Annotated in this window: 22 protein-coding genes; 10 read left to right on the top strand and 12 right to left on the bottom strand. The window is 67.6% G+C overall.

Features of this window, described 5'->3' with window-relative positions; genetic code table 11:
* Nucleotides 1–59 precede the first annotated feature (59 nt).
* Nucleotides 60–716, top strand: coding sequence for a carbonic anhydrase (locus tag H3309_RS02635; RefSeq protein ID WP_182297241.1), 657 nt, complete (start codon nucleotides 60–62; stop codon nucleotides 714–716).
* A gap of 84 nt (nucleotides 717–800) precedes the next feature.
* Here the strand turns inward: H3309_RS02635 and H3309_RS02630 are convergent, their stop codons facing one another.
* The 8 genes from H3309_RS02630 to H3309_RS02595 form a co-directional block, all read right to left on the bottom strand.
* Nucleotides 801–1,178, bottom strand: coding sequence for a DUF962 domain-containing protein (locus tag H3309_RS02630; protein WP_182297240.1), 378 nt, complete (start codon nucleotides 1,176–1,178; stop codon nucleotides 801–803).
* Nucleotides 1,179–1,290: 112 nt separating this feature from the next.
* A complete protein-coding gene (locus H3309_RS02625; RefSeq protein WP_182297239.1) occupies nucleotides 1,291–3,012 on the bottom strand; it encodes a phospholipase D-like domain-containing protein in 1,722 nt (573 codons plus the stop codon).
* Nucleotides 3,013–3,537: 525 nt separating this feature from the next.
* On the bottom strand, nucleotides 3,538–4,428 hold the full coding sequence (locus H3309_RS02620) for an SDH family Clp fold serine proteinase (RefSeq protein WP_182297238.1): 891 nt from the start codon (nucleotides 4,426–4,428) through the stop codon (nucleotides 3,538–3,540).
* A gap of 405 nt (nucleotides 4,429–4,833) precedes the next feature.
* Nucleotides 4,834–6,015 (bottom strand): pyridoxal phosphate-dependent aminotransferase, encoded by a 1,182-nt coding sequence (locus tag H3309_RS02615; RefSeq protein WP_182297235.1) that lies wholly within the window; start codon nucleotides 6,013–6,015, stop codon nucleotides 4,834–4,836.
* A 35-nt stretch (nucleotides 6,016–6,050) separates the two neighbouring features.
* Complete coding sequence (locus H3309_RS02610) at nucleotides 6,051–6,704, bottom strand: ABC transporter ATP-binding protein (RefSeq protein WP_182297233.1); 654 nt, start codon at nucleotides 6,702–6,704, stop codon at nucleotides 6,051–6,053.
* The gene (locus tag H3309_RS02605; RefSeq protein ID WP_182297231.1) at nucleotides 6,701–7,693 is read right to left on the bottom strand and encodes an HlyD family secretion protein; all 993 of its coding nucleotides are present in this window, start codon (nucleotides 7,691–7,693) and stop codon (nucleotides 6,701–6,703) included. Before H3309_RS02605 ends, H3309_RS02610 begins: the two co-directional genes overlap by 4 nt.
* Nucleotides 7,674–8,795, bottom strand: a complete 1,122-nt coding sequence (locus H3309_RS02600; RefSeq protein ID WP_182297229.1) for a hypothetical protein — start codon at nucleotides 8,793–8,795, stop codon at nucleotides 7,674–7,676. Before H3309_RS02600 ends, H3309_RS02605 begins: the two co-directional genes overlap by 20 nt.
* Nucleotides 8,792–9,787: a methyltransferase type 12 gene (locus H3309_RS02595; RefSeq protein WP_182297227.1), complete on the bottom strand. Its 996-nt coding sequence runs from the start codon at nucleotides 9,785–9,787 to the stop codon at nucleotides 8,792–8,794. The genes H3309_RS02600 and H3309_RS02595 overlap by 4 nt, the downstream gene beginning before the upstream one ends.
* Before the next feature lie 255 nt (nucleotides 9,788–10,042).
* On the opposite strand from H3309_RS02595, the gene H3309_RS02590 reads away from it, so the two are divergent.
* The 4 genes from H3309_RS02590 to H3309_RS02575 all read left to right on the top strand — a co-directional run bounded on the left by H3309_RS02590 (nucleotide 10,043) and on the right by H3309_RS02575 (nucleotide 14,915).
* Nucleotides 10,043–11,791, top strand: coding sequence for a toll/interleukin-1 receptor domain-containing protein (locus H3309_RS02590; RefSeq protein ID WP_182297225.1), 1,749 nt, complete (start codon nucleotides 10,043–10,045; stop codon nucleotides 11,789–11,791).
* Nucleotides 11,788–12,525, top strand: coding sequence for a hypothetical protein (locus tag H3309_RS02585; protein ID WP_182297223.1), 738 nt, complete (start codon nucleotides 11,788–11,790; stop codon nucleotides 12,523–12,525). The genes H3309_RS02590 and H3309_RS02585 overlap by 4 nt, the downstream gene beginning before the upstream one ends.
* Before the next feature lie 72 nt (nucleotides 12,526–12,597).
* Entirely contained in the window at nucleotides 12,598–13,269 is a 672-nt protein-coding gene (locus H3309_RS02580; protein ID WP_182297221.1) for a hypothetical protein, read from the top strand.
* Nucleotides 13,270–13,274: 5 nt separating this feature from the next.
* Nucleotides 13,275–14,915, top strand: a complete 1,641-nt coding sequence (locus H3309_RS02575; RefSeq protein WP_182297219.1) for a tetratricopeptide repeat-containing protein — start codon at nucleotides 13,275–13,277, stop codon at nucleotides 14,913–14,915.
* A gap of 6 nt (nucleotides 14,916–14,921) precedes the next feature.
* On the opposite strand, the gene H3309_RS02570 is transcribed toward H3309_RS02575, so the two are convergent.
* The 4 genes from H3309_RS02570 to recF form a co-directional block, all read right to left on the bottom strand.
* Nucleotides 14,922–15,506: a Crp/Fnr family transcriptional regulator gene (locus H3309_RS02570; RefSeq protein ID WP_182297217.1), complete on the bottom strand. Its 585-nt coding sequence runs from the start codon at nucleotides 15,504–15,506 to the stop codon at nucleotides 14,922–14,924.
* A gap of 149 nt (nucleotides 15,507–15,655) precedes the next feature.
* Nucleotides 15,656–16,138 carry a hypothetical protein gene (locus H3309_RS02565; protein WP_243453815.1) on the bottom strand — a complete coding sequence of 161 codons (483 nt, stop codon included), beginning with the start codon at nucleotides 16,136–16,138 and terminating at the stop codon, nucleotides 15,656–15,658.
* Between the two features lie 85 nt (nucleotides 16,139–16,223).
* Nucleotides 16,224–18,626, bottom strand: coding sequence for a DNA topoisomerase (ATP-hydrolyzing) subunit B (gene gyrB, locus H3309_RS02560; protein ID WP_182297215.1), 2,403 nt, complete (start codon nucleotides 18,624–18,626; stop codon nucleotides 16,224–16,226).
* Between the two features lie 49 nt (nucleotides 18,627–18,675).
* Nucleotides 18,676–19,692: a DNA replication/repair protein RecF gene (gene recF, locus H3309_RS02555; protein WP_243453894.1), complete on the bottom strand. Its 1,017-nt coding sequence runs from the start codon at nucleotides 19,690–19,692 to the stop codon at nucleotides 18,676–18,678.
* 129 nt (nucleotides 19,693–19,821) lie between these two features.
* Here recF and H3309_RS02550 point away from each other — a divergent pair, with 129 nt between their 5' ends.
* From H3309_RS02550 to H3309_RS02530, 5 genes are read left to right on the top strand one after another with little or no spacing between them, the layout of a single operon-like run.
* Entirely contained in the window at nucleotides 19,822–20,121 is a 300-nt protein-coding gene (locus H3309_RS02550) for a YggT family protein (RefSeq protein ID WP_182297213.1), read from the top strand.
* Nucleotides 20,118–20,984 carry a bifunctional methylenetetrahydrofolate dehydrogenase/methenyltetrahydrofolate cyclohydrolase FolD gene (gene folD / locus H3309_RS02545; RefSeq protein WP_182297211.1) on the top strand — a complete coding sequence of 289 codons (867 nt, stop codon included), beginning with the start codon at nucleotides 20,118–20,120 and terminating at the stop codon, nucleotides 20,982–20,984. The genes H3309_RS02550 and folD overlap by 4 nt, the downstream gene beginning before the upstream one ends.
* On the top strand, nucleotides 20,981–21,616 hold the full coding sequence (locus tag H3309_RS02540) for a MarC family protein (RefSeq protein ID WP_182297209.1): 636 nt from the start codon (nucleotides 20,981–20,983) through the stop codon (nucleotides 21,614–21,616). The genes folD and H3309_RS02540 overlap by 4 nt, the downstream gene beginning before the upstream one ends.
* A gap of 20 nt (nucleotides 21,617–21,636) precedes the next feature.
* Nucleotides 21,637–22,563 carry an acetylglutamate kinase gene (argB, locus tag H3309_RS02535; protein ID WP_182297208.1) on the top strand — a complete coding sequence of 309 codons (927 nt, stop codon included), beginning with the start codon at nucleotides 21,637–21,639 and terminating at the stop codon, nucleotides 22,561–22,563.
* On the top strand, nucleotides 22,560–22,970 hold the full coding sequence (locus H3309_RS02530; protein WP_182297207.1) for a hypothetical protein: 411 nt from the start codon (nucleotides 22,560–22,562) through the stop codon (nucleotides 22,968–22,970). Before argB ends, H3309_RS02530 begins: the two co-directional genes overlap by 4 nt.
* Nucleotides 22,971–23,003: the final 33 nt, after the last annotated feature.

Below are 23,003 nucleotides of genomic sequence, written 5' to 3'. Positions count from 1 at the left end.
GGCACGTCCTAACCAACCGTCATGACCGCCACGCGCTTCGTCCGTTCCACCGTCCGCTGATGCCCGAATTCCGCGAACTCATCGAAGGTTACCGCCGCTTCCGCACCGGCCCCTACATCGAACAGCGCACCCGTTTCGACGCGCTCGCCCAGGGCCAGTCGCCGCGGGTGATGCTGGTCGCCTGTTCGGACAGCCGGGTCGATCCCAGCCGCGTGTTCGATACCGCGCCGGGCCAGATGTTCGTGCTGCGCAACGTCGCCAACCTGGTGCCCGATTACGGCGACGCCGCCGGCCAGGCGAGCGCCGCCGCCGCCATCGAATATGCCGTCTGCGTGCTGAAGGTGCACCAGATCGTCGTCTTCGGCCACGCCCGCTGCGGCGGCATCGCCGCCAGCCTCTCCGGCGCCTTCACCGATGCCGGCCCCGGCCAGGGCCAGTTCATCGGCAAATGGATGGCGATGATCGAACCGGCGCGGCAACAGGTGGTCGCCGCCGCCGCGCTCAGCCCCGATGTCGATGCGCAGCGTGCGCTGGAACAGGCCGCCGTCCGCCTCAGCCTCGCCAACCTGCGCAGCTACCCCTTCGTCACCGCCGCCGAAACCGCCGGCGAACTGAAACTGCAGGGCGCCATCTTCGACATCGCGGACGGCAGCCTGCGCGTGCTCGACCCCGCCACCGACCGCTTCGAAACCGTCCCCGTCACCCTGCCCGGATAAAGCGCGTCGCGGAAAAGTGGGAACCGGTTTTCCGCATCAGGACGCGCGACAACAAAAAGCAAAACAGCGTGCGTGATACATCAATCACGCACGCTGTTTTGCCCGCACCATCTCCGAAATGTCCGGCAGGCCCCGCCCCAGCGCCACCGCCTCGGCGCTGCGCCCGCTCAGCTTCGCCGCATACATCCGCCAGTCGCCCAGGAAACTCCACCACCAGCGCACCCAGCTCGCCGGCTTGTTGCGCTCGAACACGAAATGCCCGAACCAGGCGCAGGCATAGCCGAACACCACCCCGGCCGCGATCCACCCCAATTGCCCGGTCCACACCGCCGCCACCGCGGCCGCCACCCCGCCCGTCGAGCCGACATAATGCACGGCGCAGTTGCGCGGATCCTGATGCGCCGCCATGTAATAGGGCCAGAATTCCGCGAACGTCGTCGGCACGGGGGGCAGGTTGCTCATGCCCGCGCAATAGCACATGGCATCGTCGTTCGCCTACCCGCCGCAGGCGGCAAGCCCGACCGGGCGCCGGCGCTTGTGCGCCGCCTTCTACCCCGGATGTTTCATCCGGGGTCTAAACAGACGCCGCCCCCGTTCCCGCAAACAGCGTCCGGTCCTTCACCTTCACCGGATCGTCCCAGAAGCGGTCGAACCAGGCCTTTTCGCCCGCCGCCGGCGGCTTTTGCAGCAGCATCGGCGTGTTGCTGTCCCGGTTCGCCGCCCGCTTCGTGCGGAAATGATAATGGTCGAAAATCCGCAAGGCTTCGATCATATAGGCCGTCGCCACCCGCCGGTCCCGGATGCAGAAGAAATTCTCGCCATTCTTGCCGTCCGCCGACCGCGAGACATTATAGGACCCGGTATAGACCCGCGCCGTCGGCAGGTCGAAATCGATGACGATGAACTTGTGGTGCAACCGCACCCCGCCGCCGCCCGTGGCTTCCGGCCGGAACGGCGGCGGCAGCGTCATCCCCAGCCCGCCCGAATCGACCGGCACCGGATTGCCGCCGGGCCGCTGCAGGTTCAGCCCCAGCCGCTTGTCGGACATGCCATAGACATAGCGGTCGGCCTTGTCGGTCACCGCCGCCAGCGCGTCCTGCACCGCCCCCGGCGTGATCGAGATGAACGCCAGCGAATAGAACAGGCTCGATTTCGTCGCCGCCACATCCTCGGCCAGCGCCGCCAGCACCGCGCCGCCATCGCGCGGAGAGAAGGTCACCTGCGCGTCCACCCCGGCCAGCCCCAGCGCCTGCCACCCCGGCGAGGCGAACGGCCACCGCCCCGCCCAATAGGCCTCGAACGCCGCGGCGAAGATGGCGACCGGCGCCGCCCCGCTGACGATCACGGCGTTGTTCGATTGCACATAGAATCCGCGCCAGCTGAAATTGGTCGATCCCCCCACCGCCTTCGCCCAGGTTGCCGCCCGCACGATGATCATCTTGTTGTGCTGCAATCCCTTCACATCCTGGCGGATCACATTCGCCGGCCCCAGCATCGCCACCAGCCGCTTCGCCGCCTCGGTCTCCGCGCTGTGCGCCTCGCCATGGTCGCCGCTGTCGTCGATGATGATCCTCAGCCGCCCCGCCAGCGCCGCGAACCGGTCCATCAGCGGCGGCAGGTTCAGGTCATAGGCGATCACGTCCACCTTCGCGCTGCTGTCGGCGATCGCCTCGTCCAGCAGCTTCAGGATCGCCGCCCGCGCCTCATAGCCCATCCAGGCCAGCGCCTCCTCCGCCTGCGGCGCCGTCGCCACGAAATCCAGTCCCTCCGCGGCGCGGCGCGGCAGCAGCGTCGGGATCGCCGCCGGCCCGCCGAAGCGGTCGGTGAAGGCCTGGCTGCTGACATAGCCGCGGGTGAAGGCGATGTTCAGCACGCCCGGCACCGTCTCGTGCATCAACGTCGTCGCCGCCTCCTGCGCCGCGCCGGTGCGCAACGCGCCGGCCGCATCCATGAACAGCGGCGTCACGCGATAGCGATATTCGCCCTGCCGGGCATTTTCCTGCGGCATGTGCATCCAGCGGAACGCCTGGAACGGCGCCAGGATGGAGGGGTTCTGCCGCGTGTCCCGGTCATCCGGCAGATGCCGCGCGTCGAGCGAAAAGGACAACCGGTTCTTCAACGCCACGAAATCCGCCGCCCCCGGCGCCTTCACCTCGATGGCAAACCCCACGAAATCGCGCGGCGGGCGCTGCCTGCGCCAGTCCATCGCCAGCAACACCATCCCCTCCCCCCGATGCAACCGCAACCCAAACGCCGCCGCCGCATTCCGCCCACTGACAAAAGCCCGCTCCGCCATGGCCCGAGTCCCCCTCAAGGCCAAGGCTGCTGCAAGTCGCCGAATTTGCCAAGCCTTGGTTATTCTTCCAGTGCTGGATCAGTTTAAATCCTGCTGAAAGATCGTCTTTCGGCCAAGTTTACCCTCTTAACTTTGACTAGCATCACAGCATCTACAAGTTCCTATAACAGATTGGCCATGCCTGGGGCCGTGTTAGCGATCGCACATAGTGTCTCCCTAATGTAAACAGGATTTCAATATCCAACATGTAGCGCAATTTTCAGCAGACAATACATTCACCCACCAACCATCAATGGCAGAAATATCTCTGCTCCAAGCATAAAGTGTCAGTTTCGTTGCAATGCCAACCGCCTCACCCATCCTCGACCATCAAGAGGTGACGCAAGGTCGTATCGCTTTGACACCATGCCAATATTCTCCAACTCAGCTAGCCTCTCAACGAGTCTACGCACACGCACCTCACCCGCTTTTACCTTAGGGTTAGCCTCAATGAGCGAGTCAATATCAAGCTTTTTCGTCACCATATTACATCCCCTTGTACGTCTGTGGAACATGAACTACGATAGAATGTCCTACACGCATCATGTAATCTTGCAGCAGACGTGAGTAAGACCTTATCCGCCTATTGAGCTCTTTGTCCGCGCCAAAATCGTCAATCATCAACTTCATTTCTGATTCAATTACACTTCTGGACAATGTGCGACTATGAGATTTCCACCTTTTCACATCATTCAGCTTTCTGGCAATCTCCGTAGCCCGCTTTTCGCGCATGGCAGCTGTAACAATCTTACCGGAAGAACCCGTCTTCTTCCAATTCCGAAACTTATAATTAACTAGCCATTTTTTCAAAAGTTCCACCGACAAGTCTCTGGCTTGCTCAAAAAAATGCAGCTCAGCAGGGTCAAACTTCTGCAAGAAAAATAATACCTCCGCCTCAGTGAGCTTGCCACGTGAAGATTTTTCAACGAAATCGGCGTATTTTTCCAGATATCCAAGAGCTGGCACATAATTATCGGAAGATTTCTGTTTGACTTGCGGGTCGATAGGACCGAGAACGGAAAAGTAGTCCATGTGTATACTGTCTCCAGACATTACCAATACGGTACCTGCAGACATCGCATAGCTTGGTACGTAAAAGGCTATGTCTTTTGGGTAGTGATGCCTGAACATCTCTGCCATCCGCTCAACAACCTCAATCGAGCCACCAGATGTTTCAATAATTACTGCCAGCTTTTCCTTTTTTGGTTCGATGTCTTCGATCATGTCTCTGACCATATCATCGATACCGTTAAACATTGGTGCAACGACTGTTATAATATCTCGATCTAGATATTCTCCTACTGCTGCTAAGTTCTTATCAAGCTGGCCTTCGATGAACTTGTTTGACGAAGTCAACTCATCCAATGAGCGCGTCATTTTTTCTCCCATCTTTTCCTTGCCGCAAGTTTGGCAATGCGGGTTCGCTCAGAGGGAGCCAACTTTTCCGCCCGCGCTCGGCCTCCTATCAAACCTCCGCGACGACCAAGCATAACTGCGCCTAAATCGCGCCCATCGTTGGTCAAGATTGGTCCATCTGGCATGTCTCCTGCAGCAATGGCCGCCACAAGGTCCGCTAATTGGTTCGAGTCGCGGTGACGCGGCGGTAATTTCGAATCGCTCATCACAGCTAATTGGCGTGAATACGGATTCGGGTCAATGCTTGAGCGCATATGCATGATACATGAACGGCGCGATGCAGCATAATTTAAACGTCTCAGAAAATGTCCTATATGGTCATCTTTGCATATAATCAAGAGGAAAAAGTAAGCCTACCAGCTAGCCTCACGCCGCCCGTGCCAACCCCGCCCGCCATCCCTCAATCCGGTCGAACGCCGCCATCAGCACGGCCTCCTCCGAACACAGGCTCACCCGCACATGCCCCGCCGCCGCGCGCCCGAACCCGCTGCCCGGTGTCACCGCCACGCCGGTCGCATCCAGCAGCGCGCGCGCGAACCGCACATCGTCGCCGTCCACGCCACGCACGTCCAGCATCACGAACATGCCGCCCGCCGGCATCGCGGCGCGCAGCCCGGGAATGGCGTTCGCCCGCGCCACCACCCGCGCCGCCCGCTCGGCGAACCCCCGCCAATAACCCTCCAGCGCGGCGCGCGGCACCGCCAGCGCCGCCACCCCGGCATCCTGCACGAACTGCGACACCCCGAACAGGCTCGCCGCGGACCAGTCCTCCAGCGCCCGCACCAGCGCCGGCGGCCCCGCCGCCCAGCCCAGCCGGTATCCGGTCATCCGGTGCGATTTCGAAAGGCTGCCCAGCAGCACCGACCGCTCCGGCGCGCCCGCATCCCACACCCCCACATGGTCGCCATCGAACCGGAACCGCGCATAAACCTCGTCCGACACCAGCCAGATGCCCGCCGCCGCCGTCGCCGCCACCAGCGCCGCCCAGTCGCCCGCGTCCAGCGCCTGCCCGCTGGGATTGGCCGGCGAGTTGATCAGGATCGCCCGCGTGCGCGGCGTGATCGCCGCCACGATTGTCTCCACATCGAACGCAAAGCCCGGACCACAGCCCACGAACACCGGGCTCGCCCCGCTCGCCGCCACCACCGCCGGATAGCTGGGATAGAAGGGATCGAGCAGGATCACCTCGTCCCCCGGCCCGGCGATCATCGCCATCGCCCCCAGCAGCGCATGCTGCGCCCCCGGCATCACCGCCACCTGCCCCGGCTCCACCCGCCGCACTGCATCCGCATTCAGATAATCGGCGATTGCCCTCTGCAACACCGGCTCCCCCAGCAGCGGGCTGTAATGCGTCCTGCCGGCTTCCAGCGCCGCAATCGTCGCCGCCACCACCACATCCGGCGGCGGCCCGGCAGGGTCGCCGATGGTCAGCGCGATGATATCCTGCCCGGCCGCCGCGCGCCGCATCGCCTCCCCCGCCACCCACCAGGCATCGCCGCCGCTGCGCATCGCGGCGGCTCGGGCGGACAATCGGATTTCAGGCGGCATCGGCGCGGCTCCCATCCCCGCCCTATGCCGTGCCTTCACGCCTTTTCCAACCGCACCTCGTCATGCGCCGCGCCGATCATCGCCGCGTCATGGCTCACCGCCACCACAATCCGCCCCTCGCGCTCTGCATATGTATGCAGTGCTGCCGCCACCATCTCGGCATTGGCCCGGTCCAGCGCCGCCGTCGGCTCATCCGCCAGCAGCACCGCCGGTTCCACCGCCAGCGCCTGCGCCAGCGCCACCCGCGCCTTCTCGCCCCCCGAAAGCTGCCCCGGCCGCTGCGAACCCTTGTCCGCCAGCCCCAGCCGCACCAGCCAGTCCCGCCCCGCCGCCACCGCCTCCGGCCGGCCGCGCAGCCGCGCCACCATCTGCAGATGCTCGTCCACCGTCAGGATGTCGATCAGCCGGTTGGTCTGGAACACCATCCCCACCTGCCGCCGCCGCCAGTCCAGCCGTCCCGCCTCCCCCAGCGCCGACACCGCGACCGCGCCATGCCGCACCACGCCTTCCTCCGGCAGCACCACGCCCGCCAGGATCGACAGCATCGTCGTCTTCCCCGCCCCCGACGGCCCGGTCAGGCAGGCGAAGCGCCCCGGCACAAAGGCCCGGTCCGCCTTCGCCAGCACCGCCCGCCGCGCCGCGCCCTCCCCCATCGCATGCGCCACCCCCTCCAGCCGCAACGCGCTCACGACCGCGCCAGCCCCACATTCACCCGCAGGCCAATGACCGCCGGCGGCGCCGCGCCGTCGAACGCCACCAGCGCCTCGCGCACATCGCGGTCGAACCGGTCGCTCGGGTCGAGCGAGCGCGCCGTCTTGCGCCCCATCTGCGCCGACAGCTCCACCACCCGCCCGTGCCAGTGCCGCATATCGCCATCGATCCACACCGTCGCCGCCTGCCCCAGCCGCACCTTCGCCGCATCCCGGTCGGCGATCTCCGCCCGCACCATCATCCGGCTCAGGTCGGCCACGCTCAGCAATGCCGTCCCCGCGCTCGCCCCGGAAAACTCGCCTTCCCGCTTCCACAGCCGCGTCACCGTGCCGTCGATCGGGCTCTTCACCACACACTTCTCCGCCATCGCCCGCGCCGCCGCTGCCTCCGCCTCAGCACCCGCCAACCGCGCCCGCGCCGCAATCCGCTCCTCCGGCCGAGCCCCCGCCTCCGCCGCCCGCAGCGCCGCCCCCGCCGCGGCAACCGTGGCCTCCCGCGCTGCCACCTCCGCCCGCAACTCGCTCACCCGCCGCGTCGAGACGAACCCCCGCCCCACCAGCCCTTCCGCCCGCGCCAGCAAATCCCGCGCATCCGCCGCCCGCGCCACCGCCTCGTCCGCCCGCGCCCGCAGCTCCACGCGCACCTCCTCGCGCGGCCCCGCGTCCACCAGCGCCGCCTCCGCCCCCGCTGCCCGCGCCGCCGCAACCGCACCGGCCTCCCGCGCCATTGCATCGGCGCAACGCAATTCCACCAGTACATCGCCCATGCGCACCGCCTGCCCCGGCCGCACATGCACCCGCGCGATCACCGCGTCCCGCTCCGCCACCAGAGCGCGCGCTTCCTCCGCGGCATCCACCCGCCCCATCGCGCTCACCGCCCATGGGCTGGGCGGCAAGGCCGGCGCCGCGGCATCCGCCACGCCACACCCCGCCAGCAACAGGCAGGCACTAACTTCTAAAGATCGCATCGGCCGGAAACCTCCTCAATTCCCCCAGGCTGGCCACCACCGCCACCCCCCAGCACAGCAAAGCGACGACGCCCGCCGCCAGCGCATTGACCGGCGTGAAATGCACCCAGGGCAGCCACGCGTCCGTCGCCACATCCAGCAGCGGGCACAGCAGCAGTGTCGCCAGATAGGCCCCCGCCACCAGCAGGCTCGCCACCCCCACCAGGATCGAGCCGATCTGCGCCCGCGTCGAGCCATGACCGATCAGGCTGATGATGTCCGCCTGCCGCCGCTGCACGAACCGCCCCACCCCGTTCACCAGCAGCAGCGCGTTCAGCCCCATTGCCAGCCCCGCCGCCAGCAGGATCGCCGCCCCCGCCCCGGTCTTGTTCTGCCAATAGGCCGCGCTCGACGCGATGAAATCCTTGCCCTCCCGAAACCCCACATCGGGCCAGCGCGCCTGCAACCGCGCCAGCCGCGCCGCGAAATCCGCCGGCCGGCCCCCGTTCAGCCGCACCGCCACGAACGCCACCTGGCCTGCGGGGTAGCGCAGGATCGCCCGCCCGACATCGAACGGCACCACCGCATAGGGCGCGCCGATATAGCTCGCGAGGCCCCTCATCCCGCCGGCAAAGCGCATCGTCACCCCGCCGATCGCCGCCTCGTCGCCCACCCGGCGCAGCGCCAGCCGCGCCATCTCGCTCGCGTCCACCCGGAACTCCCGCGCCCCCAGCGGCGCGTCGTCCATCCCGATCAGCAGCACATTGCCCCGCGCGCCCGCCGGCCCGGACCATGGCGCGAACCCCACCACCATCCGCTGCGTCACCGCGCCGGGAAACTCGCTCGCCACCGCCGCCGCCATCTCCTCCGCCATCGGCGTCGGCATGTCGAACACCTCGATGCTGCGATCCATCAGCCACAGGTCCGCCGCGAACAGCCGCGGCGGCGCCGAGCTTGCCAGCAGAAAACTGGTATAGACCGCCAGCTGGAACGCCGCGACCACGCTGGCGATGCCGCAGCTCGCCAGCGTGAACAGCAGCGCGCGCGTGTCCCGCCACACCACCGCCCCCAGCAGCAGCCGCGCCGGCGCCATCGCCTCCGCCAGGGCGGCCGCCGCACTCATGCCCGCGTCAGGTCCAGATACCAGCAGGTGTGCGTCGGGTCGGCGAACACCCGCCGCGTCGCCATCGCACCCGCCGGAATGTCATTGGCGAAGGCCTCGATCTGCACCGGCGTCCGCCACAGCAGCGGCCAGTGCATCAGCGATTCGGTAAAGGCGATGCCGTCGAAATCATCGCCGAAATTGCCCAGCAACAACCGCCCGCCGGGCCGCAGCAAGCCGAACAGCCGCTTCGTCAGCGCCCGCGCCACCGCCGCCGGCAGATAGTCGTACAGCCCCGCCGCATAGACCAGGTCAAAGCCACCCTCCCCCGGCACCGCCCCGCGGATCACCTGCTTCACGGACAGCGCCGTCGGCCGCACCATCGGGAAGCGCGCGCCATAATCCGCCGCCACCCGTGCCAGGCTCTCCGCATCCTGGTCCGCCGCCAGCAGCTCGCGCACCCCGCCATGCGCCAGCGCCAGGGACCATTCCACCTCCCGCATGTGGCCGCACGCCAGCGACATCACCCGCGCACCGTCGTGCCGCAGCGCCGCATCGTCGATCGCTTCCGCCAGCAGCAGCCGGCGATAGCGCACCGACCGGCTCGCCGCGCCGCTGGCGATGTGCAGCGTCAGCCGCTGCCCCAGTTCATTGCCCGGCCGCAGCGGCGCCGACGGATGCTGATAGATCAGGTCCAGCAGCGCCGCATCCCCGGCATAGCCGCGCGGCTTGCGCACCGAATGGTCGACGATCGGACAATTCCGCACCAGCGCCTGCAACGGATGCGCGCGCAGCATCGGCAGCACCGTTTCCATCCAGGCCGGCCCGGCGAGCGCCCGCGCGCGGGCCAGCGCCGGCACCACGCCGGCGAATTCCGGCCCGAACGCACTGTCCCGCGCCACGCCATGCCAATGGTCCAGCAGCGCCCGCGTCCGCGCCGCCCAGTCCACCCGGTCCGGCTCCGGCAACTCCACCGTCTCGTCGCGCTCCATCTCCAGGCTCATCAGGCTCATCCGATCCTCCAGCGTGCATGACCCGCCCTGCCGGGTCGCCCCTGCCTACCGCCCCCGGGCCGGCCCCTGCGTGACCGCCATCACGCCCTCGTCACCCAGCCTGCAAATTGCTGATTTCACGGCAGCCATGAAAAAAACGAATGGCAGCAGCCCGGGCCCGCCATGCGCACAACGCATTTGCACTTCCCCTGCCAATACGGCAGTCTGGCGCCACGTCGGATGCGTTGCTGACCTCGGGGGAGACGGGCAGTGAACATGGTGGCCTTGGCCGGGCTGGAGGGGGCGTTACCGCCCGCGCCATCCCCCGCGCCCCCGCGCTACCGCGCCTTCATCAGCTACAGCCACCGCGACCTCGCCACCGCGAAATGGCTGCACGCCGCGCTCGAACGCTATCGCCTGCCCGCCCGCCTGGTCGGCACGGAGTCTCCCTTCGGCCCCGTGCCCGCCCGCCTGTCCCCCATCTTCCGCGACCTCGATGAACTCCCCGCCGCCGAACATCTCTCCGCTGCCGTCACCACCGCGCTCGGCCAATCCGCCGCGCTCATCGTGCTCGCCTCGCCGGACGCCGCCGCCTCGCGCTGGGTGGCGAAGGAGATCGAGAGTTTCCGCGCCCTGCACGGCCATGGCCGCCCCATCCTCGTCGCGCTCGCCCGCGGTGAACCCGCCGACGCCTTCCCCGCCGCGCTCGCCGCGGCCGAACCCATCGCCGCCGACCTTCGCCCCGGCCAGGGCGGTCGTCGGCTTGCGCTGCTGAAGCTGGTCGCCGGCCTCAGCGGCGTCGGCCTCGATGCGCTGGTGCAGCGCGACGCGCAACGACAGCGCGCCCGCGTGACCGCCATCACGGTCGGCGCCGTCGCGCTGGTGCTAATCCTGTCGACGGCGCTGATCCTGGCGCTGAAAGCCCGGGCCGAGGCGGAAACCGCGCGGGCCCAAGCTGAGGGACTGGTCGAATATATGCTCACCGACCTGCGCGAAAAACTGAAAGGCGTCGGCCGGCTGGACGTGATGGGCGGCGTCAACAGCCGCGCCCTCACCTATTATGGCGCGCAGGACCTCACCCGCCTCGCCCCCGACGCGCTGGAACGCCGCGCCCGCATCCTCCACGCCATGGGCGAGGATGAGCTCGCGCGCGGCAACACGGCCGCCGCCCTCCGGCACTTCACCGAAGCCAACCGCGTCACCAAAACCCTCCTCGCCGACGCCCCCCGCAATCCCGACCGCCTGTTCGCCCAGGCCCAGAGCGAATTCTGGCTGGGCCAAACCTACCGGCAGCAGGGCAATGCCAATGCAGCGCTCGCGCGGATGCAGGCCTATAGCGCCACCGCTGAGGCATTGGCGAAAGCCGAACCCGACGCCGTGCGCGGTTTGGTCGAGCGTCACTATGCGTCGGCTGCAATAGGAACCATCCTGCTCCGCGACATTGCCCGGCCAAATGAGGCGCTGCCTTCGTTCGAGGCGGCCCTTCGCTTCATCGAGCAGGCCGCAAGAATCGGCGGCAACGATTATCTGATGGATCGCGCAGAGGCGCTAGCTTGGCTCGCCGACACCAACTTCGACCTTCGCCGCTTCGACGCCGCGCTTCTCGACCGGCAGAAACAAGCCCGTTTGCTCGACCAGATGATCGCAACCGACCGTGTCAACGTAACATACCGTTTCGCCGCCGTCGTCAACCGCCGCGCTCAGGCGCGCATTCTTGTCGAACAAGGTAAACTGTCCCAAGCCGCCGTGCTTGCTGCCGATGCAGACGCGCTGATGTCCGGTCTGGTAGCAGTCGAACCCAAAAACATGCTTTGGCTTAGCCAGCAATTATCGGTCGCCATCGCCCGCGCGGATATCGCCGCAAGGCGCGGTGCGGGCGACGAAGCTCTTCGTTATCTGGACAAGGCGGACCGCTTGATGGTCGTGCTGGTCAAGGCAAATGCCGGAGATCCAGCCCGCCTCCGGCTGCAGTCCGCGCGTATCGAGGCAGTTCGAAAAACACTCGCTGACGGAGAAAGACAATGACCGACGACGATATTGATTTCGGCCAGTTTCGCAAATCTGCCGCAACCGACGCTAGGCTTGCCTCGTTTCGCGCAGGCACGCTGTCCGCCGGACCGATCCGCGAGGTTGTTGCATCGGAAAATGAGGCGCTTGCCAAACCGTTTCCCCGCCGGATCCAGTATTTTCGCATTGGCTTCGTCAACCAGCGGCTGGCCGTAGCCGGCTATCGATTTGCCGTGGCCGGTTCATCGCGCCTGGACCACGCCGCTGCCCGCGGCGCCGTCCAGGCACTCGAAACGAAGCTCTCTTCATCAAGCAGCTTGCCGAATGGCTGGGTTGAGCTAGGTCGAAACTTCCAAGAAAACAGCGTTCCCATCGCATTCAAGAACCGGATATGGATCGTCCTCGCGATCAACGAACCCAACTGCACTTTCCCGGACAGCAGCAGCAAGATTCCACCTATCCATTCCCCGACAGACAAGCCAGGTGACACAACAGTTTATAATGAAAATTATTCATTCGCCGACGGCAAGAATTTCGACCTGCAGATTTCCGGTAAAACCCGAAGCGCCTTTGCTTTCATCAACCATTGCCAAAAAAGCACTGGTAACCTTGATGAGAACGAAAAAGAACTTTACGCCATGGACATCTATACACTCTTAACCATGGCCGACGGCTCTGGTGGCAACGCCGGCCAACTGACCCTCATCCTGGACCCACCCACCGGCAACCAAGGGCCGCCGGATGATCCGTGATCGCCACGCTTAACCCGACCCGCCATGTATTTGTTCGATTGTCCTGCCCAGCGCAGGCGTGAAGGAAGCATAATGACCCCCGCCAACACCGGCCTCCGCACCCCCCACGGCGAGCCCGTCAGCAAGATACAGCCCCCGAAAAATGGCCCGCCCACCCACATCCAATTTATCTACCTCCGTCTCAACCGCGATTTCACGCTCTACGTCCGCCAGCACCATGCCCCGCTCGGCGACCGCACCATTGTCCAGATGGAGGATCATCTCATCTGGCTCTCCCGCCCCGGTGACGGGCGACGAAAGGCGCCGGAAAAGCGGCTCATCAAATGGGGCTATAATTTCGAGGCGCTGGCCTTCCCCGAGCCCTCCACCTACCTCTCCATCTTCCTGGACGAGGATGCCTGGGATTTCAGCCCCGCCAACGAAGACTGCCCCGACCCGCTGATCTTCATCGCCGCCAAGACCCGCTGGCGCAACGACGGCACACCGGAAACCTTCCGCCACTTCCTCGCAAACAAGCGCTTCTACAACCTGGAAGCGCGGGCTGTCGGCAATGACAAGCGGCCGCTGCTGCGCTGCACCGTCGATGGCCCGATCATGCCGGATACCCCCGGGATCGGCGAAGGCTATGCCTTCGAACTCTTCCTGCGCGCGCCCTATGCCGAAGAGGGCACCAGTTTCAACGGCGTGACCATTGTCATCGACCCTCGCGTCCCCAATGATGGGCCACCACGCCAAGGGGGATAGGCCGCATGACCACCCTTCCCGCCATCATCGCCGCCGCGCGCGCCGGCGCGCTGGACTATGCCAGCGCCCAGTTCCGCGCCGGCGGGTTCGAGGCCGCCACCACCGACCCCGCCGCCCTCTCCGTCAAGGGCCGGCTGCTGAAGGACCGCGCGCTCCGCAGCCACGGCGAACAACGCCGCGCCCTCTTCGCCCAGGCCGCCGCGGCCTACGCTTCCGCCGACGCGCTCGCCCCCGCGCCCTACACCCTGATCAACGTCGCCACCCTCACCTGCCTCGCCGGCGACACGGGCACCGCCCGCACCCTCGCCGCGGACGTGCTCGCCCGGCTGGACGCGGCGGACATTGCCGAAACCCCCTATTATCTCGCCGCCACCCGCGCCGAGGCGCTGCTGCTGCGTGGCGAGGTCAGGGACGCCGACGCCGCCCTCACCCGCGCCCGCGGCCACGCGCCCGACGCCTGGGAGGATCACGCCTCCACGCTCCGCCAACTCGCGCTGATCGCCGAATGCACCGGCACGGACGCCGCCTGGCTCGATGCCCACCGCCCGCCGCGCAGCCTGCATTTCGCCGGCCACCTGTCGCTGCTGCCCGGCAGCGCGGACAGCGCCGCCGCAACCACCGCCATCGCCGCGCTGCTCAACCGAGAAAACATCGGCTTCGGCTATGGCGCGCTCGCCGCCGGCGCCGACCTGCTCGTCGCCGAAGCGCTGCTCGCCCGCGGCGCCGAACTCCACATCATCCTCCCCGTCACCCGCGAAACCTTCATCGCCCAGTCCATCCTGCCTTATGGCGATGTCTGGCTCCCGCGCTTCCTCGCCGCGCTCGAGCAGGCCAGCAGCGTCCGCGAACTCTCCCGCATCGAAGGCCCCTATGTCCCGCTCGCCACCGAGCTTGCCGGCGAGGTTGCCATGGGCGCCGCCGCGCTCAACGCCGCCCGCCTGCAATCGGGCGCCGTGCAGCTGCTGATCGCCGACCAGGGCGACGGCCCCTTCGGCGGCGGCGGCTCCGCCATCCGCGACGGCCGCATCTGGCAGGCCAGCGGCCGCCGCCAGCACATCCTGCGCTATCCCCGCGCCCAGCCCCGCGGCACGGGCGGCGTCAACCCGCAACCGGGCCATCGCTGCCTCGCCGCCATCCTGCACGCCGATGTCGCCGGCTTCGATGAGCTGCCCGACGCCGACGTCCCCGCCTTCCTCGGCCACTTCACCGCCAGCCTCGGCGCCGCCGTCAACAGCCTCCCCACCTCGCCGCTGCACGTCCGAAGCTGGGGCCAGAACCTGATCATCGCGTTCGAGGATGTCGCCGACGCCGCCCGCGCCGCCCTCGCCCTGCAACAGGGCTTCAATCAGCGGCCCGCCGGTCCTGATTTCCCCGCCAGCCTCGCCCTCAGGGTCGCCGGCCACTATGGCATCGCGCACACCGCGTTCGATCCCTTCGCCCACGGCCAGGGCCTCTATGGCGGCGCCGTCACCCTCGCCGCCCGGATCGAACCCGTCACCCCGCCCGGCGCCATCTATGTCAGCGAGGATTTCGCCACCGCCCTCTTCGCCCACGACACCGGCGGGCTGCACGCCGACTATGTCGGCGACCATATCCCGCCCCGCAGCCGCGACACCTTGCGCCTCTTCGCCCTCAGCGCGGCCTGAACGCCTTCATTCCAGCAGTTCTTCCAAACGGTGTGGCGCCACGATGAACAGCGCCCCATCCTCCCGCCGCACGATGCCGCGTTTCTCCAGCGCGCTGATGGTCCGGCTCACTGTCTCCCGCGTCGTCTGCAACGCGATCGCCAGCTGGCTCAGCACCGGCGCCGGCCGGATCACCCGCGCGTCGCCCGCCAGCCGCAGCAGCTCGGCATGGATGCGGCCCGTGGTCGACACCGTCGCCACCTCCACCATGCGCCGCGTCGCCGCCGACAGCCGCGCCGTCAGCTGTTTCGCCAGTGCAATCGCGATGCACCCATGCATCTCCACCAATGCAACGAAGGTTGCACTGGTGAACTGCCCCGCCTCGCTCGGCAGCAACGCCACCAGGTCATGCTCGCTTTCCGCCGGCCCCGCCATGTCGCCGAACAAATCCCCGGGCAGGTAACGCCCCAGCAGCACCATGTGACCCGCCGCGGTATAGGCCAGCGCCTGCGCCTCACCCCCCAGCATCAGGTAGGCGCCCCCCGCCTCGCCGCCCGCCGCCACCATGGTCGCCTGTGCCGGCCAGCGCCGCAGCTGTGCCCGCGCCGCCACCGCGCGCGCGACATCCGGCGCGCAATCGAAACTGCGCGCGATGATTCCCAGATGCAGTTCCGACCCCGGCTGAATGGCACGACCCCCTTTGCCGCAAGGTGCAGGGATCGTGCCGCATTTTCAAGCGTCGCGCGACGTTCGGCAAGCGATCAGATCTTGCAGCCCTTCGCCCGCGCCGTACCCTTCAGGAACCCGCGCCGCGTCGCCCCGGCCATGGCCGCCGCCAGCGCCCGCCGGTCGGCACTCGCCGCCCCGGTAACCTCGCGGATCAGGCCGCGAAACGGAATCAGCCCGTTCACCAGCCCACCGGCCACGCCGGCAGCGACATCCTCCTCCGATGCCTTGCCGCTCGATTTCGCCCGGTCGAAATCCGGCCCGAGCACGGCATCCAGTTCGGCGACGGCGTTGACGTAGGATTTGCAGCTGCTCAGCCCGGCACGCGAATAGGGATTGTCCCGCGCCTTCGTCAGCACCTCGGCCACCTTCTTCTCGTCCAGCCCCAGATCCCGCACCGGCTGTGCCACGATGTCCGCCGCCTTGTCCTCGGGATCCTGCTTCTTCTGTGCGAGCGCCGGCTGCGCCAGCAGCGCACCGACCATCGCCACCAATCCGATCCGATAACGCATACCCATGATTCTCTCCTGGCAAAGCCGACAAAGGCTACGCCATAACCGCCCCCCAGTTCCAGTGAAGAGTGATGGCGCCCCCCAGCGCCTGTCAGATATCCAGGTTGGCGACGCTCAAGGCATTCTGCTGGATGAACTCCCGCCGCGGCTCCACGATATCCCCCATCAGCGCGGTAAAGGTCTCATCCGCCAAGCCGGCATCGCCGATATCCACCCGCAGCAGCGTCCGCGCCGAGGGATCCAGCGTCGTCTCCCACAGCTGCTCGGCGTTCATCTCGCCCAGCCCCTTGTAGCGCTGCACCGACAGTCCCTTGCGGCCGGCGTCGAGCACGGCTTCCAGCAGTTCCGCCGGCCGCCGCAAGGGCGCCGTTCCCAGCATCGCCGGCACCGCCCAGACCGCCGCCTGCTCCGCCGCCAGCGCATGTAGCTTGCGCGCCTCCGCGCTGGCGATGAAGGCCCGGTCGATGATGTGCTTGTCGGTCACGCCGCGGTCCAGATGGCTGATCACGAACCCGCCCTCCACCGCCGGCTCCACCGTCCAGCCGCCGCCACCGGCGTTCAGCCAGGCCGCCAGCCGCGCGGCCACGCCGGCCTCATCCCCCGCCTCAGGGTCCAGCGCGCCGGCCAATGCCATCGCCTCCACCAGCGCCGGCGGATAGCGCCGCGGCACATAGGTCATCAACCGCTTCATCCGCCGCGCATGATCGACCAGCGCGGCCAGGTCCGCACCCGTGCGCGTGTCGCTGCCCGTCACCAGCGACAGGCCGTTCAGCCCCGCCGAAATCAGATACTCGTCCAGCGCCGCATTGTCCTTCAGATAGCTTTCGCTGCGGCCCTTGCTCACCTTGTACAGCGGCGGCTGCGCGATGAACAAATGGCCGTTCCGGATCAGCTCGGGCATCTGCCGATAGAAGAAGGTCAACAGCAGCGTGCGGATGTGCGCGCCATCGACATCGGCGTCGGTCATGATGACGATCTTGTGATAGCGCAGCTTCTCCAGGTTGAATTCGTCCCGGCCGATTCCCGTGCCCATCGCCTGGATCAGCGTGCCGATTTCCTTGGACGACAGCATCCGGTCGAACCGTGCCCGCTCGACGTTCAAAATCTTGCCCCGCAGCGGCAGGATCGCCTGGAAATGCCGGTCGCGGCCCTGCTTGGCGCTGCCGCCGGCGCTGTCGCCCTCCACCAGGAACAGCTCGCTCTTCGCCGGATCCTTCTCCTGGCAATCCGCCAGCTTGCCGGGCAGGGATGCGATGGAGAGCGCGCCCTTGCGGCTCGCCTCCCGCGCCTTGCGCGCGGCCTCGCGCGCGATCGCCGCCTCGATGATCTTCTGGATGATCGCCTTCGCCGGCGCCGGATTCTCCTCCAGCCACTCCGCCAGCTTGTCGGCGATCAGGCTCTCCAGCGGCTGCCGCACCTCCGAACTGACCAGCTTGTCCTTGGTCTGGCTGCTGAACTTCGGATCGGGCAGCTGCACGCTGACGATCGCCGTCAGGCCCTCGCGCATGTCGTCGCCGTTCAGGCCGACCTTCTCCTTCTTCAACAGGCCACTGCGCTCGGCATAATTGTTCAGCGTCCGCGTCAGCGCCGCGCGGAACGCCGACAGATGCGTGCCGCCGTCGCGCTGCGGGATATTGTTGGTGAAGGCCAGGACCTGCTCATAATAGCTGTCGTTCCATTGCAGCGCGACGTCGATGCCGATCTCGTCGCGCTTGCCGCGGATCGCCACCGGCGACGCCATCAGGGGGGTTTTCGCCCGGTCGAGATATTGCACGAATGCCGCCACCCCGCCCTCATAGAACAGCTCGACCGTCTTCGGCTCGGCATGGCGCGCATCGGTCAGGAACAGCCGCACGCCACTGTTCAGGAACGCCAGCTCGCGATAGCGATGCTCCAGCCGCTCGAAGTCGAACTCGATGCCGTTGCGGAACGTCTCGATGCTCGGCATGAAGGTCACACTGGTGCCCCGCCGGTCGCCCTGCGGGCCCACGATCTTCAGCGACGCTTCCGGCACGCCCTGGTGGAAGCGCATGAAATGCTCATGCCCGTCGCGCCAGATGCGCAGGTCCAGCCGGTCGGACAGCGCGTTCACCACGCTCACCCCCACGCCGTGCAGCCCGCCGGAGACCTTGTAACTGTTGCCCTCGACATTGTTGAACTTGCCGCCGGCGTGCAGGTCGGTCATCACCACCTCTGCGGCGCTCCGCCCCTCGGTCGGGTGCATGCCGGTCGGGATGCCGCGGCCATTGTCCAGCACGGTGATGCTGCCATCGGCGTTCAGCGTGATGTCGATGCGGTCGCAATGGCCGGCCAGCGCCTCGTCGATGGCATTGTCGCTCACCTCGAACACCATGTGATGCAGGCCACTGCCGTCGTCGGTGTCGCCGATATACATGCCGGGCCGTTTCCGCACCGCTTCCAGCCCTTTCAGGACCTGGATGGCACTGGCGTCATAGGCGCCTTCGGTCGGCGTGTTTTCGTATGTTTCGCTCATGCCAAGCCTATAGGCCGCACCCCCCGCAAATGCACGGTTTTTGTGGGCGTCACGCCGCCTGAACCGCGCCCCCCGCCACCCGAAAGCGTGCCGCGACCACACCGTCGAACAGCGCCGCGTCCGTCCCCGTCACCCAGCTCTGCGCCCCCAGCCGCGCCAGCCGCGCAAACAGTGCCGCGCGCCGCCGCGCGTCCAGGTGCGCCGTCGCCTCGTCCAGCAGCAGGATCGGCGTCGCCCCCCGCCGCGCCGCCACCAACTCGGCATGCGCCAAGATGATCGCGCTCAGCAACGCCTTCTGCTCGCCAGTGGAGGCCTGCGCCGCCGCCACGCCCTTGCCGCCATGTACAACGGACAAGTCCGTGCGATGCGGCCCCACCGTCGCCCGTCCGGCGGCTGCATCCACGCCTCGCGCCCGCCGCAACGCGGCCGCGAAATCCACTTCGTCCGCTGCCTCCCACCCGGACAGAGCCAGCTTCGGCAGCGGAAAATCGCCTTCGCCGGCAGCATCCAGCGCCCTGTCCAACGCCGACACCGTCTCCACCCGTGCAGCGTGCAGCGCCACGCCATGCGCTGCCATCGCTGCCTCCAGCGCCGCCAGCCAGTCACCATCCGGCGCCGTCTCCTCGGTCAGCAACCGCGTCCGCGCGCGCATCGCCGCCTCATAGCGGCTGGCGTGCGTCGCATGCTCCGCCCGCAGCGGCAACGTCAGCCGATCGAGAAACCGCCGGCGCGCCGATGCCGCGTCCACGAACAGCCGGTCCATCGCCGGCGTCAGCCAGGACAGCGCCAGCCATTCGTTCAACGTCCCCAGCGGCGCCGCCGCGCCGTTCACCCGCAGCGCCCGCCGCTCCGGCGCCGCCGGTGCCGTGCCGGTTCCCAGCAAGGTTTCCCCCAGCGCCGCCGCGACCGCAAATCCCCCGCCGCCGCCCGCCTGCGCCATGTCGGACAATGCCGCGCCGCGCAGCCCGCGCCCCACGGCCAGCAGGCTCAGCGCCTCCAGCACATTGGTCTTGCCGGCGCCATTGTCGCCGGTCAGCAGCACGACATCCGCATCGCCCGGCGCCATCACGCTCGCCGCATGGTTGCGGAACCGCGTCAGGCTCAACCGGGTAATGCGCGCGCAAACAGTCACCCGCAACGCCTAGCCGCGCGCCGCAACAGTCGCTAGAGGCAGGGCAACAAAGCGGAGCATCGCATGAACACCCTCGGCCAGCTTCTCGGCTTCATTTCCTACCTGCTGCAACTGCTGATCTACATCATCCTGGCGCAGGTCATCCTGTCCTGGCTCGTCGCCTTCAACGTCATCAACTATCACAACCGCTTCGTCCGCGCCGTCATCGATGGCCTCGACCGTATCATCGGCCCGCTCGTCCGCCCGATCCGGCGCGTCCTGCCGGACATGGGCGGCATCGACCTGTCGCCGCTGCTGCTGGTGCTCGCCATCATCCTGGTGCAGCGCTTGCTCACCGGCCTCGCCATGGACCTGATGATGTGACCGCCACGCTCATAGACGGCAAGGCCATTGCCGCCACCCTGCGCGCCGATGTCGCCGCCGCCGTCACCGCCCGCACCGCCGCCGGCCACCGCGCCCCCTGCCTCGCCGTCGTCCTCGTTGGCGACGATCCCGCCAGCGCCGTCTATGTGCGCAGCAAGGCCCGCGCCTGTGCCGAGGCCGGCCTCCGCGGCCTCGAACACCGCCTGCCCGCCACCACGACCGAAACGGACCTGCTCGCGCTCGTCGATGCGCTCAACACCAACGACAGCGTCGATGGCATTCTCGTCCAGTTGCCGCTGCCGCCGCAATGCCGCGCCGATGCCGTCATCGCGCGCATCGATCCGGCCAAGGATGTCGACGGCTTCCACCCGCTCAATGCCGGCCGCCTCGCCGCCGGCCTTCCCGGCCTCGTCCCCTGCACGCCGCTCGGCTGCCTCCGCCTCCTCACCCGCACGCTCGGCGGCATCGCCGGCGCCGAGGCGCTGGTCATCGGCCGCTCCACCATCGTCGGCCGGCCCATGGCCAGCCTGCTCATCAACGAGAGCGCGACCGTCACCATCGCCCACAGCCGCAGCCGCGACCTGCCCGCGCTGACCGCCCGCGCCGACATCGTCATCGCCGCCGTCGGCCGTCCGGAAATGATCCGCGGGCCCTGGCTGAAACCCGGCGCCACCGTCATCGACGTCGGTATCAACCGCGTCGCGTCGGGGGATGGCCACAAGCTCGTCGGCGACGTCGCCTTCGCCGAAGCCATGGAGGTCGCCGGCGCCGTCACCCCCGTCCCCGGCGGCGTCGGTCCGATGACCATCGCCTGCCTCCTCGAAAACACTCTGACCGCGGCAACCGCACGGGCTGCCACATGACCGGGCCGCTCGTCGAACTCTTCGTCTCCGCACTGGTCACGCTGCTCGTCGTCATCGATCCGCCCGGCTGCGCCCCGATCTTCACCAGCCTCACCACCGGCGCGACCCCCGCGCACCGCCGCGCCATGGCGATCCGCGCCGTCGCCATCGCCAGCGCCATCCTCGTCGGTTTCGCCGCGGTCGGCGAAGCCTTCCTGTCCGCGCTCGGCATCAGCCTCGATGCCTTCCGCATCGCCGGCGGCATCATGCTGTTCCTGATCGCCGCCGACATGGTGTTCGAAAAGCGCACCGCCCGCCGCGAGACCCGCGCCAGCGAAGTCGCGCAGCAGCATGTGGAGGATGTCAGCGTCTTCCCCATGGCCATCCCGATGATCGCCGGCCCCGGCAGCATCGCGTCCGTCATGCTGCTCACCAGCGAGGCCAAGGGTCCCACCGAAACCGCCGTCGTCTTCGCCGCGCTCGCCCTCGTCCTGCTGCTCACGCTCGCCGCGCTGCTCGCCGCCGGGCCGCTGATGCGCCTGCTCGGCCACAAGGTCGAGGCGATGATCACCCGCCTGCTCGGCGTCATCCTCGCCGCGCTCGCCAGCCAGATCGTCATCGACGGCATCCGGGGTGCCTTTTCGCTCGGCTGACAATCCGCTACGCCACTGTCATGAGCGCCAAGCCCTTCGCCGAAACCCGCCACGCCCCCGCGCCCGAGCTGCTGGCCAAGGCCGAAGTCCTGGTCGAGGCCCTTCCCTATCTGCAACGCTATGCCGGCGCCGTGTTCGTGGTGAAATATGGCGGCCACGCCATGGGCGACCCGGAACTCGCCCGCGATTTCGCCGAGGACATCGTCCTCCTGAAAGCCGTCGGCATCCGGCCGATCGTGGTCCACGGCGGCGGGCCGCAGATCGGCGCCATGCTGAAACGGCTGGGCCATGAAAGCGCCTTCGTGGATGGCCTGCGCGTGACCGACGCCGCCACCGCCGAAATCGCCGAAATGGTGCTCGGCGCGATCAACAAGCAGCTGGTCACCTGGATCAACCAGGCCGGCGGCAGGGCGGTCGGCCTCTCCGGAAAGGATGCCGCCCTCATCACCGCCACCAAGGTCAGTCGCACCCGTCGTGATGAAGGCAGCATGATCGAACAGGTCGTGGACCTCGGCTTCGTCGGCGACCCGACCGGTGTCGACCGCACCCTGCTCGATGTCCTGACCGCCGCCGACATGGTGCCGGTAATCGCGCCCATCGGCACCGGCGCCGACGGCCACACCTACAACATCAACGCCGATACCATGGCCGGCGCCATCGCCGCCGCCACCGGCGCCGCCCGGCTGTTCCTGCTCACCGACGTTCCGGGCGTCCTTTCGAAGGACAAGCGCCTGCTGACCGATCTCGACCCGGCCGCCATCGCCGCCCTCATCGCGGACGGCACCATCAGCGGCGGCATGATCCCGAAACTGGAAACCTGCGTTGATGCCGTCACCAGGGGAGTCGATGCCGCCGTCATCCTGGATGGCCGCGTGCCCCACGCCATGCTGCTGGAGATCTTCACCCGCCAGGGCGCGGGCACTCTCGTCCGAAAGGAACCCGCATGAAGCCGCTGCTCCTTGCCCTGCTGCTCGGCGCCATACCCCTCAACGCGGCGCCCACTCCCCGCCTGTCCGTCGGCGACCTCTGGATCGACCGCGCCGAAATGGCGACCGCGCTTCAGCCCATGGCCGCTCTCGCCCGCCGGGTCGTCAACGACAGGCTCTGCCCCTCGCTCGTCCCCGGCCCCGGCGGCGTCATCTACACCTTCGATATCGAGGCGAAATATCCCAACAGCTACGAACTCGGCACCCCCATCCGCCCGGACCAGGTGCGCATCCGCAACCCCAGCGGCTGTCCCGCACTCGATGCCGAGGTCGCCGCGTTGATGCAGGCGGCGCTTCCCCGCTACGCCGAACCCAAAGGCTTCGGCTGGCTCCGCGCCGGCAAGGTCAGACTGCAACTCGCAGACTGACACGGATTCGATCGTGATGCTGTTGGGAAAGAC

The sequence above is a fragment of the Sandaracinobacteroides saxicola genome (assembly GCF_014117445.1).
In the GTDB taxonomy this organism is placed as follows: Bacteria; Pseudomonadota; Alphaproteobacteria; order Sphingomonadales; family Sphingomonadaceae; genus Sandaracinobacteroides_A; species Sandaracinobacteroides_A saxicola.
The sequence above is the reverse complement of the archived record's forward strand: the minus strand, read 5'-3'. Positions and strand labels throughout refer to the sequence as shown.

Bases quoted from the DNA above. Each gene is read 5' to 3' on its own strand.
- H3309_RS02590 (WP_182297225.1), top strand. From the start codon at position 10,043: ATGGTGGCCTTGGCCGGGCTGGAGGGGGCGTTACCGCCCGCGCCATCC.
- H3309_RS02530 (WP_182297207.1), top strand. From the start codon at position 22,560: ATGAAGCCGCTGCTCCTTGCCCTGCTGCTCGGCGCCATACCCCTCAAC.
- recF (WP_243453894.1), bottom strand. From the start codon at position 19,692: ATGGCGCCGGGCGATGCGGATGTCGTGCTGCTGACCGGCGACAATGGC.
- H3309_RS02595 (WP_182297227.1), bottom strand. From the start codon at position 9,787: ATGAGCCTGATGAGCCTGGAGATGGAGCGCGACGAGACGGTGGAGTTG.
- argB (WP_182297208.1), top strand. From the start codon at position 21,637: ATGAGCGCCAAGCCCTTCGCCGAAACCCGCCACGCCCCCGCGCCCGAG.
- H3309_RS02575 (WP_182297219.1), top strand. From the start codon at position 13,275: ATGACCACCCTTCCCGCCATCATCGCCGCCGCGCGCGCCGGCGCGCTG.
- H3309_RS02625 (WP_182297239.1), bottom strand. From the start codon at position 3,012: ATGGCGGAGCGGGCTTTTGTCAGTGGGCGGAATGCGGCGGCGGCGTTT.
- H3309_RS02565 (WP_243453815.1), bottom strand. From the start codon at position 16,138: ATGGGTATGCGTTATCGGATCGGATTGGTGGCGATGGTCGGTGCGCTG.
- H3309_RS02630 (WP_182297240.1), bottom strand. From the start codon at position 1,178: ATGAGCAACCTGCCCCCCGTGCCGACGACGTTCGCGGAATTCTGGCCC.
- H3309_RS02635 (WP_182297241.1), top strand. From the start codon at position 60: ATGCCCGAATTCCGCGAACTCATCGAAGGTTACCGCCGCTTCCGCACC.
- gyrB (WP_182297215.1), bottom strand. From the start codon at position 18,626: ATGAGCGAAACATACGAAAACACGCCGACCGAAGGCGCCTATGACGCC.
- H3309_RS02615 (WP_182297235.1), bottom strand. From the start codon at position 6,015: ATGCCGCCTGAAATCCGATTGTCCGCCCGAGCCGCCGCGATGCGCAGC.
- H3309_RS02600 (WP_182297229.1), bottom strand. From the start codon at position 8,795: ATGAGTGCGGCGGCCGCCCTGGCGGAGGCGATGGCGCCGGCGCGGCTG.
- H3309_RS02550 (WP_182297213.1), top strand. From the start codon at position 19,822: ATGAACACCCTCGGCCAGCTTCTCGGCTTCATTTCCTACCTGCTGCAA.
- H3309_RS02620 (WP_182297238.1), bottom strand. From the start codon at position 4,428: ATGACGCGCTCATTGGATGAGTTGACTTCGTCAAACAAGTTCATCGAA.
- H3309_RS02540 (WP_182297209.1), top strand. From the start codon at position 20,981: ATGACCGGGCCGCTCGTCGAACTCTTCGTCTCCGCACTGGTCACGCTG.
- H3309_RS02585 (WP_182297223.1), top strand. From the start codon at position 11,788: ATGACCGACGACGATATTGATTTCGGCCAGTTTCGCAAATCTGCCGCA.
- H3309_RS02580 (WP_182297221.1), top strand. From the start codon at position 12,598: ATGACCCCCGCCAACACCGGCCTCCGCACCCCCCACGGCGAGCCCGTC.
- H3309_RS02605 (WP_182297231.1), bottom strand. From the start codon at position 7,693: ATGCGATCTTTAGAAGTTAGTGCCTGCCTGTTGCTGGCGGGGTGTGGC.